Annotated in this window: 18 protein-coding genes; 17 read left to right on the top strand and 1 reads right to left on the bottom strand. The window is 36.3% G+C overall.

The window, feature by feature from the left end; translation table 11 throughout:
- Window positions 1–63: 63 nt before the first annotated feature.
- From IO68_RS20985 to IO68_RS20920, 14 genes are all read left to right on the top strand, one after another.
- Entirely contained in the window at window positions 64–1,701 is a 1,638-nt protein-coding gene (locus tag IO68_RS20985) for a CTP synthase (protein WP_023012825.1), read from the top strand.
- Between the two features lie 32 nt (window positions 1,702–1,733).
- Window positions 1,734–2,591 (top strand): 3-deoxy-8-phosphooctulonate synthase, encoded by an 858-nt coding sequence (gene kdsA / locus IO68_RS20980; protein WP_007483084.1) that lies wholly within the window; start codon window positions 1,734–1,736, stop codon window positions 2,589–2,591.
- A gap of 45 nt (window positions 2,592–2,636) precedes the next feature.
- The gene (eno, locus tag IO68_RS20975; RefSeq protein ID WP_023012824.1) at window positions 2,637–3,926 is read left to right on the top strand and encodes a phosphopyruvate hydratase; all 1,290 of its coding nucleotides are present in this window, start codon (window positions 2,637–2,639) and stop codon (window positions 3,924–3,926) included.
- Window positions 3,927–4,051: 125 nt separating this feature from the next.
- Entirely contained in the window at window positions 4,052–4,423 is a 372-nt protein-coding gene (gene ftsB, locus IO68_RS20970) for a cell division protein FtsB (protein ID WP_004879733.1), read from the top strand.
- Window positions 4,407–5,108, top strand: coding sequence for a 2-C-methyl-D-erythritol 4-phosphate cytidylyltransferase (gene ispD / locus IO68_RS20965; protein WP_023012823.1), 702 nt, complete (start codon window positions 4,407–4,409; stop codon window positions 5,106–5,108). Before ftsB ends, ispD begins: the two co-directional genes overlap by 17 nt.
- A gap of 140 nt (window positions 5,109–5,248) precedes the next feature.
- Window positions 5,249–5,725, top strand: a complete 477-nt coding sequence (locus IO68_RS20960; RefSeq protein ID WP_023012822.1) for a DUF6438 domain-containing protein — start codon at window positions 5,249–5,251, stop codon at window positions 5,723–5,725.
- Window positions 5,726–5,802: 77 nt separating this feature from the next.
- Window positions 5,803–6,057, top strand: a complete 255-nt coding sequence (locus IO68_RS20955; RefSeq protein WP_007483090.1) for a hypothetical protein — start codon at window positions 5,803–5,805, stop codon at window positions 6,055–6,057.
- 3 nt (window positions 6,058–6,060) lie between these two features.
- Window positions 6,061–6,807: a zeta toxin gene (locus tag IO68_RS20950; RefSeq protein WP_023012821.1), complete on the top strand. Its 747-nt coding sequence runs from the start codon at window positions 6,061–6,063 to the stop codon at window positions 6,805–6,807.
- Between the two features lie 82 nt (window positions 6,808–6,889).
- Window positions 6,890–7,309, top strand: a complete 420-nt coding sequence (locus IO68_RS20945) for a YeeE/YedE family protein (RefSeq protein ID WP_023012820.1) — start codon at window positions 6,890–6,892, stop codon at window positions 7,307–7,309.
- A complete protein-coding gene (locus IO68_RS20940) occupies window positions 7,306–7,716 on the top strand; it encodes a DUF6691 family protein (RefSeq protein ID WP_023012819.1) in 411 nt (136 codons plus the stop codon). The genes IO68_RS20945 and IO68_RS20940 overlap by 4 nt, the downstream gene beginning before the upstream one ends.
- A gap of 10 nt (window positions 7,717–7,726) precedes the next feature.
- On the top strand, window positions 7,727–8,599 hold the full coding sequence (locus IO68_RS20935) for an MBL fold metallo-hydrolase (RefSeq protein ID WP_023012818.1): 873 nt from the start codon (window positions 7,727–7,729) through the stop codon (window positions 8,597–8,599).
- Window positions 8,600–8,836: 237 nt separating this feature from the next.
- Entirely contained in the window at window positions 8,837–9,535 is a 699-nt protein-coding gene (locus tag IO68_RS20930; protein ID WP_023012817.1) for a histidine phosphatase family protein, read from the top strand.
- A gap of 16 nt (window positions 9,536–9,551) precedes the next feature.
- The gene (locus IO68_RS20925) at window positions 9,552–10,136 is read left to right on the top strand and encodes a uracil-DNA glycosylase family protein (protein ID WP_023012816.1); all 585 of its coding nucleotides are present in this window, start codon (window positions 9,552–9,554) and stop codon (window positions 10,134–10,136) included.
- Between the two features lie 66 nt (window positions 10,137–10,202).
- The gene (locus tag IO68_RS20920) at window positions 10,203–10,649 is read left to right on the top strand and encodes a DUF6334 family protein (RefSeq protein ID WP_023012815.1); all 447 of its coding nucleotides are present in this window, start codon (window positions 10,203–10,205) and stop codon (window positions 10,647–10,649) included.
- A gap of 1 nt (window position 10,650) precedes the next feature.
- Here the strand turns inward: IO68_RS20920 and IO68_RS20915 are convergent, their stop codons facing one another.
- Complete coding sequence (locus IO68_RS20915; protein WP_031234705.1) at window positions 10,651–12,159, bottom strand: phospholipase D family protein; 1,509 nt, start codon at window positions 12,157–12,159, stop codon at window positions 10,651–10,653.
- 298 nt (window positions 12,160–12,457) lie between these two features.
- On the opposite strand from IO68_RS20915, the gene IO68_RS20910 reads away from it, so the two are divergent.
- From IO68_RS20910 to IO68_RS20900, 3 genes are read left to right on the top strand one after another with little or no spacing between them, the layout of a single operon-like run.
- Entirely contained in the window at window positions 12,458–12,733 is a 276-nt protein-coding gene (locus tag IO68_RS20910) for a metal/formaldehyde-sensitive transcriptional repressor (RefSeq protein WP_007483111.1), read from the top strand.
- Between the two features lie 20 nt (window positions 12,734–12,753).
- Window positions 12,754–13,863, top strand: a complete 1,110-nt coding sequence (locus IO68_RS20905) for an S-(hydroxymethyl)glutathione dehydrogenase/class III alcohol dehydrogenase (protein ID WP_026094101.1) — start codon at window positions 12,754–12,756, stop codon at window positions 13,861–13,863.
- Window positions 13,864–13,922: 59 nt separating this feature from the next.
- Window positions 13,923–14,279 carry a winged helix-turn-helix domain-containing protein gene (locus tag IO68_RS20900; protein WP_023012813.1) on the top strand — a complete coding sequence of 119 codons (357 nt, stop codon included), beginning with the start codon at window positions 13,923–13,925 and terminating at the stop codon, window positions 14,277–14,279.
- The last annotated feature ends 213 nt before the right edge of the window (window positions 14,280–14,492 follow it).

Below are 14,492 nucleotides of genomic sequence, written 5' to 3'. Positions count from 1 at the left end.
CAGAGTACAGTAAAATTGCCCAACATTGTAGGCCGATTTCGGCTCGATTGTACGAGAAACTCAATGACCCATTTTATTTTTGTCACTGGTGGTGTTGTTTCATCACTAGGTAAAGGTATTTCTGCTGCTTCTGTTGCTGCACTTTTGGAAGCTCGTGGCTTAAAAGTCACTATGGTAAAAATGGATCCATACATTAATGTCGATCCAGGTACCATGAGCCCATTTCAGCACGGTGAAGTTTTCGTCACAGAGGATGGTGCTGAAACTGACTTAGATTTGGGATATTACGAACGTTTCTTACGTCGTGCAAAAATGACTAAGTTGAATAACTTTACAAGTGGTCGTGTATATCAAGACGTTTTAAATAAAGAGCGTCGCGGTGACTATCTTGGTGGAACTGTTCAAGTTATTCCACATATCACAGATAATATTAAAGAACGTGTACTTCGCGCGGGTGAAGGTTATGACGTTGCGATCGTAGAGATTGGTGGTACTGTAGGTGATATTGAATCACTTCCATTTATGGAATCAGTACGTCAGTTAATGGTTGAATTAGGTCATAAACGTACAATGCTTATGCATTTAACTTTATTGCCATATATTAAATCTGCTGCTGAGTTAAAAACTAAACCTACACAACATTCTGTAAAAGAACTTCTTTCTATTGGTATTCAACCAGATATTTTGATCTGCCGTACAGAATATGATGTAGATGCTGATACAAAACGTAAAATTGCATTGTTTACGAATGTTGAAGCGCGTGCAGTTGTTGTATGTAAAGATGCAAAAACAATTTATCAAATTCCTCGTAACTTCTCCGAACAAAAGGTTGACGATTTAATTTGTGAACGTTTTGGTTTTAATGATCTTTCTGAAGCAAATCTTGAAGATTGGGACAATGTGGTAGAAGCATTATTAAATCCTGAATATACCGTTCGCGTTGCGATGGTTGGTAAATACGTTGAATTGCCAGATGCATATAAATCTGTCAATGAAGCGCTTTTACATGCAGGTATTCAAAATCGCGTTAAAGTTCAAATTGACTACGTCAATGCTGAAGATCTAGAACAACAAGACATCAATGTTTTGAGTACGGCTGATGCAATTCTTGTACCGGGTGGTTTTGGTGAGCGTGGTACCGAAGGGAAAATGCGTGCGATCCAATATGCTCGTGAAAACAAGATTCCTTTCTTAGGTATTTGTTTAGGCATGCAATTGGCTGTAATTGAATATGCTCGTAATGTTGCTGGTATTCCAGAAGCAAGTTCTACTGAGTTTAATCGTTCTACAAAGTCTCCATTAATTGGCTTAATTACTGAATGGTTAGATGAACGTGGCGAATTACAACAGCGTAGTCTTGAATCAGACTTAGGCGGAACGATGCGTTTAGGTGCTCAAAAGTCTGAACTTGTTGAAGGCACGAAAACACGCGAAGTTTATGGTAAAGCTGAAATTACTGAACGCCATCGCCATCGTTATGAAATGAATGATCGTTTCATTCCTACGCTTGAAGAAGCGGGTATGAAAATTTCAGGTTATTCTTCAGTACAGCATTTAGTTGAAACTGTAGAAATTCCTGAACATCCTTGGTTTATTGCTGTACAATTCCATCCAGAATTTACAAGTTCACCACGAGATGGACATCCATTATTTGCTGCTTTCATTGACGCTGCAAAAAAACAGCACAAACAAGGTAAATAAGGCAGTTCTTTAAATAAACTGGGAAAGTTTAAATGTCACAATTAAAACCACAAGAAGTTGTACGTTTAGGCGATATACAAATGGCAAATCATTTGCCATTTGTATTATTTGGCGGAATGAACGTACTCGAGTCAAAAGATTTAGCATTTGAAATTGCTGAAACTTATATTGATATTTGCAAACGCTTAGAAATCCCTTACGTGTTCAAGGCAAGTTTTGATAAAGCGAACCGTTCAAGCTTAACTTCTTTCCGTGGACCGGGTTTAGAAAAAGGGATTGAATGGCTTGCGGATATTAAAAAACAATTTAATGTTCCAATCATTACTGATGTACATGAACCACATCAAGCTGCGCCAGTTGCTGAGGTAGCTGACATCATTCAGCTTCCAGCATTTCTAAGTCGTCAGACTGATTTAGTTGAAGCAATGGCGAAAACTCAAGCCATCATCAATATTAAAAAAGCACAATTTTTAGCTCCACATGAAATGCGTCATATCTTGCATAAATGTTTAGAGGCTGGAAATGACAAGCTTATCCTTTGTGAACGTGGCTCAGCATTTGGTTATAACAACTTAGTTGTTGATATGCTCGGCTTCGATATCATGAAAGAAATGAATGTTCCTGTATTCTTTGATGTGACTCATGCATTACAAACACCAGGTGGTCGTGCTGATTCAGCAGGTGGTCGTCGTGCTCAAATTACGACTTTAGCTCGTGCTGGTATGGCGACTGGACTTGCTGGTTTGTTCTTAGAAGCACATCCAGATCCTGAAAAAGCGAAATGTGATGGGCCTTGTGCTTTACGCTTATCACAGCTTGAGCCTTTCTTGGCACAATTAAAAGAATTGGATACTTTAGTTAAAGGATTCAAAAAGTTAGACACTCATTGATGCAGCTATTTGCATCTTGTTATTCAATCAACAGAGGAATTGTTCATGAGCCAAATCGTTGACATTCGTGCACGCGAAATTTTGGATTCTCGTGGTAACCCAACCATCGAAGCAGACGTAATTTTAGAATCTGGTGTTGTTGGTCGTGCATGTGCACCATCTGGTGCTTCAACTGGTTCTCGTGAAGCTTTAGAACTTCGTGACGGTGATAAATCTCGTTACCTAGGTAAAGGCGTTCGTACTGCTGTTCAAAATGTAAATAGTTCAATTCATGAATTACTTGTTGGTCAAAATGTTTTTGAGCAAAAATTGCTTGATGACAAAATGATTGCATTGGATGGTACTGAAAACAAAGAGAAATTAGGTGCAAATGCAACTTTAGCAGTATCTTTGGCTGCTGCTCGTGCTGCGGCATCTGAAAAAAAACTTCCATTGTTCCAATACATTGCAAACTTACGTGGTCAAACAACTTTGACTATGCCTGTTCCAATGATGAACATCTTAAACGGTGGTGAACACGCTGATAACACTGTTGATATTCAAGAGTTCATGATTGAGCCTGTAGGTTTTACTTCATTTGCTGAAGCATTACGCTCAGGTGCAGAAGTTTTCCATGCTTTGAAATCTGTACTTAAAAAACAAGGTTTAAATACTGCAGTTGGTGATGAGGGTGGTTTCGCACCGAACTTACGTTCTAACGAAGAAGCTATTCAAGTTATTCTTCAAGCGATTGAGTTGACTGGTTATAAAGCTGGTTCAGATATGATGCTTGCTTTAGACTGCGCGTCTTCAGAATTCTATAAAAATGGCCAGTACGTTTTAGAAGGTGAAGGTAACCGTGCATTTACAAGCCATCAATTTGCTGATTATTTAGCTGGGCTTGTAAATCAATATCCTATTATCTCAATTGAAGATGGTCTTGATGAGTCTGATTGGGAAGGTTGGAGCTACTTAACATCAATTCTTGGCGATAAAATCCAATTGGTTGGCGATGATTTATTCGTGACGAATCCTAAGATTTTACAACGTGGTATTGATGAGAAAGTAGGTAACTCTATCCTTATCAAATACAACCAAATTGGTACATTAAGCGAAACCTTAGATGCAATTTACCTTGCTAAAGCAAATGGTTATTCGACTGTAATCTCTCATCGTTCTGGTGAGACAGAAGATTCAACAATTGCTGATTTAGCTGTTGGTACAGCAGCGGGTCAAATTAAGACTGGTTCACTTTGCCGTTCTGACCGTGTTGCGAAATATAACCAATTGCTTCGTATTGAAGAATTAACGAAAGCAGCTTACCGCGGTAAGGCTGAATTCAAAGGTCTAAAATAAGGTCAATTTATCTATGTTGAATACTTTTGATCATCTTTCTTTACAAAAGAGAGAAACTCTGCAAATTCATAATCCTATAGAATTTGCGGATAATCTTCCTTTGAGAAAGATGTAGAGAGTTTTTCATGATAGAGATGTTTCGATCTACTTCAAGTAAGTTGATTCTGTTGCTTGTAATCGCATTGGTTACAAGCTTACAGTACCAATTTTGGTTTGGTGAGGGAGGCTATCTTGCTCACCAAGCGCTTACGCAGCAAATTACCCAACAATCAGAAATAAATACTGAGCTTAAAGAGCGAAATCGTATTTTAGCGGCCGAAGTTTTTGACTTAAAAAATGGCACAGAAGCGATTGAAGAACATGCTCGTCTTGATTTAGGTTTAGTTAAACCTAATGAAACTTTTGTTCAAATGAGCACAATTAGCACGCATTACAAGCCAATTTATATTGATCCAAATGCAAAAGTAGATACAGCGACGAATGAAAACCCAGACTAAACTGTGGGCGGTTGTACCAGCAGCAGGTTCTGGCAGTCGTTTTTCTAAAACAGAATTAAAGCAATACCAATATATTAACGATCAGACTGTACTTGAACATACAGTTAATCGCCTTAACTCTCTTGATCTAGCTGGTTGCGTGCTTGCAATAGGCGAACAAGATAACTTTGCAAAAGCGCTCTCTTTTCAAAATCAAAACAAAGTACATTTTTGTTTAGGTGGAAAGGAGCGTGTTCATTCGGTTTTAAATGCCTTAATCTATTTATCTGAAATAGCGGCAGATGATGATTGGGTACTTGTTCATGATGCAGCAAGACCTTGCATAACTCAGCAGAATTTAGAGCAATTGGTTGTATCTGCGATTAATGCAGATCAAAGTTCTATTTTAGCAATACCTGTTCGTGATACTTTGAAATTGGTTCAAAGCAATAATCTGATTGCAAAGACCGTAAGCCGTGACTTATTATGGCAAGCTCAAACGCCTCAAATGGCTAAATTAAAAACATTAAAATCTGCAATTGAAACTGCTTTGGCAGACAATGTTTTAATTACTGATGAAGCAAGCGCTCTTGAATATGTAAATGAACTCGTACAAGTTGTACAAGGTCGTTCTGATAATATTAAAATTACTTATAGTGATGATTTAGAGCTTGCTCGTTTAATTCTTCAGTCGCAAAATCCATAGTTAAAGCGTAAATACAGGTCATATCAACCATAGTATCGCAGATAAATAAGTTGAAAATTAAAGCTTTTAACATCAATATAAATGACAACTATTTCACTATTTGTTAAATTTGAATAACATACTTTATAACGGATCAACAAATGAAAAAATTATTACTTGCAGGTCTTTTTACATTTTCTTTAGTCGGCTGTGCAACGACACCCGACCAACCACAAGATACCATGCAAGAAACTATACGTTATTCTTCTAGTCCTTGTTTTGGCGCTTGCCCAATTTATTCTGTAGAGGTTTCGCCATCTGGGGCTGTGCACTTTGATGGTAAGCAATATACGAAAGTTATTGGTACTCAAGATCTTACAGTTGATCTTTCTGTTTATAAAAAGCTCCAACAGGAACTTAAGACATATCGTCCTGAAACTGGTGCGAATGTCAAAACAACAGGTTGTGTGCAAACTGCTACTGATCAACCTAGTGCTTATTTTTGGTGGAAACGCCCAGATGGTACTATTACGCGTTTAAGCCATTATCAAGGTTGTATTTCTCCAGCAAATGCTGAGTTGAATAAGTTAATTGAGAGATTACCGACATTGATTGGAATTGAAGATTTAGTACGTTAACTGATGCTGTAAAATTAGACAAAATTCGCAGTTATGTTAGTATAACGATACAACGCAATAATGCGGAGGGTTCACAAATGACAGCTTTTACAAACATGCAAATGACAATGCAAGAAGAAGATAATCTTCCAAATCTTGCTGTTCAAGCATTTCGTGATGCTTTTAAGCAAGCTAGTGAATCTTCTACTGTCGTTTTCGCAAAAGATCATCAATTAATTGAGAAGTTACCTTCTGGTAAGATTAATGTGATTAAAGATATTTCTGCGGCATATACGTCGATTACAGCAACTCAAAAAGTACTTAAGCGTAAGAGAAAACAGGCTGTTATATAATAAATGCGACAACCTCGTATTCGTATGTTTGCTGGGCCAAATGGTTCTGGTAAGAGTACAATAAAAGACTATCTATTGCCCCGACATATCGGGGCATATTTAAATGCAGATGAATTAGAAAAAGTTTTAAATCAAACACAAGTTTTAGATTTAGAGAGCTACCATAATCACCTTGAGCCACTAAAACTGCTTGAGTTTTTACGAAGTAAGAAGAAAAAATTAAACCACAGTACATTTGCTTTACTTAGTCAAGAACCTCAGCAAATAAGTGAAAAGAAAATACGTTTTGGTCATCAAGATGTTGATTCATATTTAGCGGCTCGAATTATTGATTTTATTCGTTTAGAGTTTCTAAGATTAAAAATAAGCTTTACTTTTGAGACCGTGATGTCTCATATCAGTAAAGTCGAGTTCTTGAAAGAAGCACAAGCTCAAGGATTTAAAACATACTTATATTTTGTCTCTACTGTAGATCCTGAGATTAATATTGCTCGAGTTAAATATCGAGTAAGCACAGGCGGGCATCCTGTACCAGAACAGAAAATTCGTGATCGATATTTTAGAAGTATGGATTTACTTATGCAGGCGGTAGAAGTTACAGACAGAGCATTTTTATTTGATAATTCATCTGATGGACAAAAAGCTGCTTTTTTAGCTGAAATAGAACATGCAGAAATATTAAAATTAAATCAAGTGGTTACTGAATTTCCAATATGGTTTGCAGATAAAGTTCTTTCAGAGTTTGAATAATTTGTATCAAAATGAATAAATAGCTTTAATGATTATACTTAATAATATATTATAAAAACATATAATGTTTTGAGCAAAGCATATGTCTAGCATCATCTCAGCTTTAATCGGTGGTGGAATCCTTGGAATCGCAGTCGTAGGCTACCTCTATGTGAATGGTCGGATTGCGGGTATTAGTGGTCTACTTGCACAAGTATTACAACCAAAATCACTTTTAGCGAATCCAGCATTGTGGTTCTTGCTTGGATTATTTCTCACGCCATTTTTTTATGGATTGTTTGTACAACCTGAAATTAAGATTAATGCAGCTCCATTTAGCTTGATCATCGCAGGTCTTTTAGTTGGCTTTGGTACACGTTTAGGTTCAGGCTGTACCAGTGGGCATGGTATCTGTGGTATGAGTCGTCTATCAATACGCTCAGTGATTGCAACGATGACATTTATGCTTGCTGGCATTGTGACTGTGTATGTGATTCGTCATGTTTTAGGAGCGGTAATATGAAAAATGTATTCGCTTTTATCTTTGGTAGCTTATTTGCTCTAGGTTTAATGATCTCGGGCATGTCGAATCCAGAAAAAGTTCTAGGATTTTTAGATATTTTCGGTCAGTGGGATATTAGTTTAATGTTTGTGATGGTTGGCGCAATTGCAATCGCGATCATTCCATTCCAAAAAGCAATCCGTAATCCTAAAACTTTGTTTGGTGAAAAAATTTCTTTACCTACAAATACCCAAATCGACAAAAAGTTGATTTTAGGAGCAGTCATATTTGGTGTAGGTTGGGGGATTGCAGGGATTTGTCCAGCACCAGCAATTACTTTAATTGGTTTAGGTTATTCTGAAGCTTGGTATTTTATCGCTTCAATGTTACTGGGTATTTTTATTCACCGTTTGTGGGCTGAACGATAGGAGCGTAAACATGCAACATCCTCAAGTTAAAGCTTTCTTTGATGAAAACACCAATACTTTTAGCTATGTGGTCAGTGATCCACAGACATTACAATGCGCCATTATAGATAGTGTGTTGGATTATGATCCAGCATCAGCTTCAACATCGACACACAGCGCTGATCATATTATTAAGTTTATTCAAGAAAATCAGCTTAAAACTGAGTGGATTTTAGAAACACATGTCCATGCGGATCATCTCACAGCATCTCAATATCTAAAATCGCAACTTGGTGGAAAGATTGCCATGAGCGAAAAGATTAGTATTGTTCAAGAAACATTTAGCGCAATTTATAATATTGATATTAAAACGTTGAATAGCCATCAAACATTTGACTATCTTTTTAAAGATCATGAGCATTTTAAAATTGGTGATCTAGATGCGTATAACATTCCGACGCCAGGACATACGCCTGCGTGTCTAAGTTATGTCATTGGTGATGCAGTTTTTGTTGGAGATACGTTGTTTATGCCCGATTATGGAACTGCACGTTGTGATTTTCCGAAGGGCAGTGCGGATATTTTATTTGAGTCAGTGCATAAGCTTTATCAATTACCTGACCAGATGCGAGTTTTCTTGTGCCATGACTATAAGCCGATCGGACGAAATGAATATCAATCTGAAACCAGCATTGCAGCGCAAAAACAGACAAATATTCATCTTAATGTGAATACTCAAAAGCAAGATTTTGTTCGCATGCGTAATGCTAGAGATGCAACGCTATCCATGCCAAAATTGATTTTGCCATCCATTCAAATCAATATGGATGCTGGTCGTTTTCCTGAACCCGAGCCGAATGGTATTCGTTATCTGAAATTGCCTTTTAACTATTTTAAGCACTAGTTTTTTAATAAATGTCATTTTGCGGAATGGCATTTTTATATTTCTAAAATAGCCTAAGCAAGATTAAGTTTTAATTTTAGATCTTTTGGATACCTCTTTATTACCAAGAACAAATATAAATCTCATTATTAAGAAACCAAAATATAAGAACTTAAACAAAAAATCTTTGTCTTCAATAAAAAAGCTATGCTACAAATACATCTCATTTTAGAACTGGTAATATTATAAGGTAATTTAATGACCACAATCTATTTAGTCAGACATGGTCAAGCTTCTTTTGGCAAAACAAATTATGATGAGCTTTCAGAAAATGGAGAAGCTCAAGCCAAAATCTTAGGGCAGTACTTTAAAAAAACGATAACTGAACAGCCACTGATTATTTCTGGAGCAATGCAACGTCACCAACAAACAACTCAAATCGCATTAAATGAGTGTTTTCCTCAGGCTAATTATCAAACTAGTGCTTTGTGGAATGAGTTTAATCATCAACAAATTTTTTCACGTTATGAGCCTAAATTTGAACAGCCAGAGTTATTGAAACAAGAGATTCATAACGAAATAGATCCAAGAACTTATTTAGCACAAATTTTTGATCAAGCGATACAGCGTTGGACAGATGAATCCTATCATCATGAATATGACGAGTCATGGATTGTATTCAAAACTCGTGTAGAAGTTGCATTACAAAATTTATGTACTGAATTGCAAAACACTCAAGCAAAAGAAGCTATTGTATTTACTTCTGCTGGAGTTATTTCAGTGATTGTGGGCAAATTACTTGAGTTAAATGTACAACGTACTTTTGCTTTAAGCTGGTCGATTGCAAATACGAGTATCACAACTTTAAAGCTGTTAAATGATGAACTACAACTTTTCAGTATGAATGAACATCAGTTTATTAAGTCACAAAATCCCGATCTTTTGACATGGTTATAATTGAGGTTTAAAGATTTTGATCGAAGTAGAAACACATCCATTAAAGCCATTTTTGCCTTCCAATGCAAAGTTGTTAATGTTGGGAAGTTTTCCTCCACCTCAAAGTCGTTGGAAAATGGACTTTTATTATCCAAATTACCAAAATGACATGTGGCGAATATTTGGTTTAATCTTTTTTAAAGATAAAAATTATTTTTTAGATTTAACCAATAAAAATTTTCAAGAGCAAAAAATTCGTGAATTTTTGACTGAAATTGGTGTGGGGATATTTGATACGGCGTTCCAAGTAAAACGTCTACAAGGTAATGCATCAGATAAGTTCTTAGAGATCGTCACACCAACTAACCTGACTCAATTGCTTAAACAGATTCCGAAATGTCATACCATTATGACAACAGGAGATAAAGCTACCGATACATTGATGCTAAATTTTCCTGAGCAGAGTAATAAGCCCATGATTGGTCAGTCGGTACAAGTCCATTTTGAGAGTTGTGAACTTAATTTATACCGTTTACCATCTTCATCGCGTGCATATCCATTGGCTTTAGAGAAAAAAGCAGAAGCTTATCAGCATTTTTTTGAGCGGATTGGTTTGGTGTAGTTGGTTGTTATGAAAATGACCAATCATGATTATAAGCTACTACTATAAAATAAAAGGAATATAAGTATGATTCATAGTAATGTTTTTGAGGCTATACAGAATGAAAGTGGTATCAGAAGGATCAATAATATTTATATAGATAGAGATGGAAATAGTGAAGACAACTCATTTTCTATAGAACAATTAATGATTGAAATTGATTTTAAGCTTTGGGTCTTTCAAGTAAATCGAGAATTTGATGAAATTGAATTAATCCTTAAAAGTAAATTAGAGATCAATTTTGAAGAGTATAAAGAATTTAATAGCCTTTCTAATTTAAAAGGCTTAGAGATTGGATCATTGTTTGCAATTATTAATGAAAGAGGTTACACCGATGGAGTTAAGTTGAAATTATTTAGTGGGATATTAACTAGTGGAACTCCTCCTTTTTGTGGAACACTCACATTGATTTCTTTAGCTTCAGGTCTACAATATGAGTTGAGTTCGGTAGGAATTGATACATATCTAATTTAATTTACATCATCCATTCCACTGGAAAATAAGACACAAAGTGCATGGTAAAACGCTGAAATTTCGTGCTTTCAGGATCATGATCATGTTTTATCACTTCACCATCTGATCTATGTTCATACCAAACAATATTGCCATTTTCATCAAGTTTAAGTTGGTAAGCGACTTGTAATAAATGTTGATCAAGCAAAGCTGTAATTTGATCTTGTAAATGATCTGACTCAACCACTAAGCCAACTTCAGTATTTATATGAGCAGAGCGAGGGTCAAAATTAAATGAGCCGATAAAAACTTTACCATCAACATCAAAAAACTTGGCGTGTAAGCTAGAGCGGTTTTTACCTTTTTTAGGAATTACGCTACCAGTAGCAATTTCGTACCACGTTCGTTTATTGCGTTCAATATTTGGCTTAAATTCATAGAGTTGTATATCATTTTTTAATAATGGTTTACGGTATTTACTATAAAAAGAATGCACAACAGCGACATCATTTGCCACCAAACTATTGGTTAAAACTCTTACTTTGATGCCATTCTGAGAAAGCTCACTGAGATATTGGGTACCACGGTGTGTTGGAACAAAATAAGCAGAAACAAGCTCCATATGCTGTGCAGGTTTGCCCATGATTTTTAAAACTTGGGAATACAATAATTCCTGATCTTTTGCTTTTCCCAAGGCTTTATTGGGATGATCTGCTACAAAATGTGCCTTTGCCCATTGAATAGGGTAGTTCTGCAGACGAATTTTTAAATAATCTTGAGCGGCCTCTAATTTTTCTTCTGTAGGTGTATTCACTTCATCCAAAGCTTGATAGGTTAGTTTCAAACTTTCCAATTGTTGCGGTTTACCATCACCCAAAAGTTGTTCTGTTGAATAACTGAGAGGATCATTCCAGAATTCTTCAAACACTTGTTCAGCACGATCTACAGCTTTGCCGTAGAAGAGAATGTCCATATCACTAAACTGGAACTGATCACTTGCCTCAAAATATTCACTACTAATGTTACGACCACCTGTTACTGCAATAGAAGCATCGGCAATCGTTAATTTATTGTGCATACGATGATTGATACGATTTAGTCTAAAAAAATAGTCAATAAAACGTAAATGTCTAAATTTATATGGATTGAAAATTCGAATTTCAAAATTTGGATGTTGTGAAAGGGCTTTCAAGGTTTTATCGAGTTTAACGCCATTCTGATCATCGATTAACAATCTAACTTTAACGCCTCGATCAGCTGCATTAAGCAATTCATGCAGCATCAAGTTACCAATGGCATCGTCATTCCAAATGTAATATTGTAAATCGAGATGATGTTTTGCATTTCGAATGAGATGAATACGCGAGGCAATACTTAAAAAGGCATCATCTAATGCTAAAAAAGCCGTTAAACCGTTTTCAATATTAAGATCGGCTTGAGGATCATTCATCCATTTTGTTTTTGTTTGCAAGGATTTACTCCGATCATGGATTTGATTGGGAGGCAATGAACAGCCACTTATTCCTAATATGATAACAAGCGTTGTAATCTTGAAATGGTATGAATTGTTTATCATTTTATTTATCAAGCGTATGAATCCAATAGCAATTTGCATGTGATTGATTTTGTTATATATCTAAACGCTTTTTGTTTCCAAGGGTTAAATGTAATTATTAATTTAATCAATGACTTATGGTTTTAATTCAACTAACTAAATAAGGTTGTTAGAGCTAAATGAATAGAATATTAAAGTATATAAATCAATAAATATTGAGACAAATTACTATACTGGTGTATAGTATATTTTTAGATTTAATGTGGTCGACATTATGCCTAAACAGATAGAGGATAAAAAAAAGATTCTCACACGTGTAAAACGAATTCAAGGTCAAGTTCAAAGTGTTGAGCGAGCTTTGGAAAATGACACAGAATGTGCTGATATTTTGCAGCAAATCTGTGCAGTTCGTGGAGCATTAAATGGTTTGATGACTGAACTTCTCGAAATTCATTTAAAAGATACATTGGTTGTCGGTGAATCTTCAGAGTTGCAACGCAGTCAAGAGCTAACTCAGGTCAGTAAAATTCTTAAATCTTATTTAAAGTAAAATTCAGGAGTGTCATCGTGATTAAATCTCGTGCAGCCGTTGCTTTTGCCGCTGGTGAACCATTACAAATCGTAGAACTTGATGTTGAACCACCTAAAGCAGGTGAAGTCCTCATTAAGATTAGTCATACTGGTGTATGCCATACGGATGCTTTTACTTTATCTGGTGATGATCCAGAAGGTGTTTTTCCAGCTGTATTGGGACATGAAGGTGCAGGTGTCGTTGTGCAGGTCGGTGAAGGTGTAACCAGTGTTGCTGTTGGTGACCATGTCATTCCACTATATACGGCAGAGTGTAAAGAGTGTTTATTCTGTAAGTCAGGTAAAACTAACCTTTGTGTTGCTGTACGTGCAACTCAGGGTAAAGGTGTGATGCCTGATGGTACAACACGCTTTTCTTATAATGGTCAACCGATCTATCACTACATGGGCTGTTCTACTTTTAGTGAATATACGGTTGTTGCTGAAGTATCTTTGGCCAAAATCAATCCAGAAGCCAATCACGAACAAGTGTGTTTGTTGGGCTGTGGTGTAACGACAGGTATTGGTGCGGTACACAACACAGCTAAAGTACAAGAGGGTGATAGTGTTGCTGTATTTGGTTTAGGCGGTATCGGTCTTGCAGTTGTGCAAGGTGCTCGTCAAGCCAAAGCAGGACGAATTATTGTGGTTGACACCAACCCTGAAAAGTTTGAACTTGCAAAACAATTTGGCGCAACAGATTGCTTAAATCCAAAAGATTATGATCAACCAATCCAACAAGTGATTGTTGAAATGACAGGTTGGGGTGTAGATCATTCATTTGAATGTATCGGAAATACCAACGTTATGCGTTCAGCTTTAGAATGCGCACATCGTGGTTGGGGGCAATCTGTGATTATCGGTGTTGCTGGTGCTGGCCAAGAAATATCAACACGTCCATTCCAGTTAGTGACTGGTCGTAAATGGATGGGTACAGCATTTGGTGGCGTTAAAGGACGTACACAATTGCCAAAAATGGTTGAAGATGCAATGAAGGGTGAAATTCAACTTGAACCATTCGTAACGCATACTATGCCATTGGAAAATATCAATGAAGCATTTGACTTAATGCACGAAGGTAAATCGATTCGTACAGTGATTCATTTCTAAATCGTATTATTTAGAATAGATGACGCGCAATGTGTCATCTATTCTTTGAGTTTAAATCAATGTCAAAACCTCGTTTAAAACTACATGTTCGAATATTGTCTAATGATGAGATTGCATTTGGTCCAGGTAAAGCTGAGTTATTAGAAGCAATTCAATGCACAGGTTCTATTTCTCAAGCAGCAAAGTCGATGAACATGAGTTATCGACGCGCATGGCAGCTTGTAGATACCATGAACCAATGTTTCGACACAGCACTCGTTGAGACTCAAACGGGCGGAACGCATGGTGGTGGTGCAGTCGTAACTGAATTCGGTCAAACGATCTTAAAAAAATTTAGAATAATGGAGAATCAAGCTGCGCAAGCGATCCAACAGGATTTTGAAGAATTGTCAGGTTTATTAAAACGAAACGAATAACCTAGATATTGAAGATTTATAAAAGTAATAATGCACAGTTTAGAAGCCAATTTGCTTATGCCTTTTTAATTTGCTGAATTATGGAGCAAGCAAAATTCATAGAAGCTCTTTTTCGTATCATCGCAAAGCAAAAATTTTTAATGAAAATTATAAAATAACGATAAATTGTTATTTTTTATAACAAAAATAAGGTTGGCATACTTTCTGCATTTA

This window comes from Acinetobacter sp. COS3 (genome assembly GCF_000475335.1).
Lineage (GTDB): Bacteria > Pseudomonadota > Gammaproteobacteria > Pseudomonadales > Moraxellaceae > Acinetobacter > Acinetobacter venetianus.
Note: the sequence above shows the minus strand (reverse complement) of the source record. Positions and strands in the feature narration are given on the sequence as shown.

Excerpts from the sequence above, each read along its gene's own strand:
- IO68_RS20985 (WP_023012825.1), top strand. The coding sequence starts at position 64 with ATGACCCATTTTATTTTTGTCACTGGTGGTGTTGTTTCATCACTAGGT.
- kdsA (WP_007483084.1), top strand. The coding sequence starts at position 1,734 with ATGTCACAATTAAAACCACAAGAAGTTGTACGTTTAGGCGATATACAA.
- eno (WP_023012824.1), top strand. The coding sequence starts at position 2,637 with ATGAGCCAAATCGTTGACATTCGTGCACGCGAAATTTTGGATTCTCGT.
- ftsB (WP_004879733.1), top strand. The coding sequence starts at position 4,052 with ATGATAGAGATGTTTCGATCTACTTCAAGTAAGTTGATTCTGTTGCTT.
- ispD (WP_023012823.1), top strand. The coding sequence starts at position 4,407 with ATGAAAACCCAGACTAAACTGTGGGCGGTTGTACCAGCAGCAGGTTCT.
- IO68_RS20960 (WP_023012822.1), top strand. The coding sequence starts at position 5,249 with ATGAAAAAATTATTACTTGCAGGTCTTTTTACATTTTCTTTAGTCGGC.
- IO68_RS20955 (WP_007483090.1), top strand. The coding sequence starts at position 5,803 with ATGACAGCTTTTACAAACATGCAAATGACAATGCAAGAAGAAGATAAT.
- IO68_RS20950 (WP_023012821.1), top strand. The coding sequence starts at position 6,061 with ATGCGACAACCTCGTATTCGTATGTTTGCTGGGCCAAATGGTTCTGGT.
- IO68_RS20945 (WP_023012820.1), top strand. The coding sequence starts at position 6,890 with ATGTCTAGCATCATCTCAGCTTTAATCGGTGGTGGAATCCTTGGAATC.
- IO68_RS20940 (WP_023012819.1), top strand. The coding sequence starts at position 7,306 with ATGAAAAATGTATTCGCTTTTATCTTTGGTAGCTTATTTGCTCTAGGT.
- IO68_RS20935 (WP_023012818.1), top strand. The coding sequence starts at position 7,727 with ATGCAACATCCTCAAGTTAAAGCTTTCTTTGATGAAAACACCAATACT.
- IO68_RS20930 (WP_023012817.1), top strand. The coding sequence starts at position 8,837 with ATGACCACAATCTATTTAGTCAGACATGGTCAAGCTTCTTTTGGCAAA.
- IO68_RS20920 (WP_023012815.1), top strand. The coding sequence starts at position 10,203 with ATGATTCATAGTAATGTTTTTGAGGCTATACAGAATGAAAGTGGTATC.
- IO68_RS20910 (WP_007483111.1), top strand. The coding sequence starts at position 12,458 with ATGCCTAAACAGATAGAGGATAAAAAAAAGATTCTCACACGTGTAAAA.
- IO68_RS20900 (WP_023012813.1), top strand. The coding sequence starts at position 13,923 with ATGTCAAAACCTCGTTTAAAACTACATGTTCGAATATTGTCTAATGAT.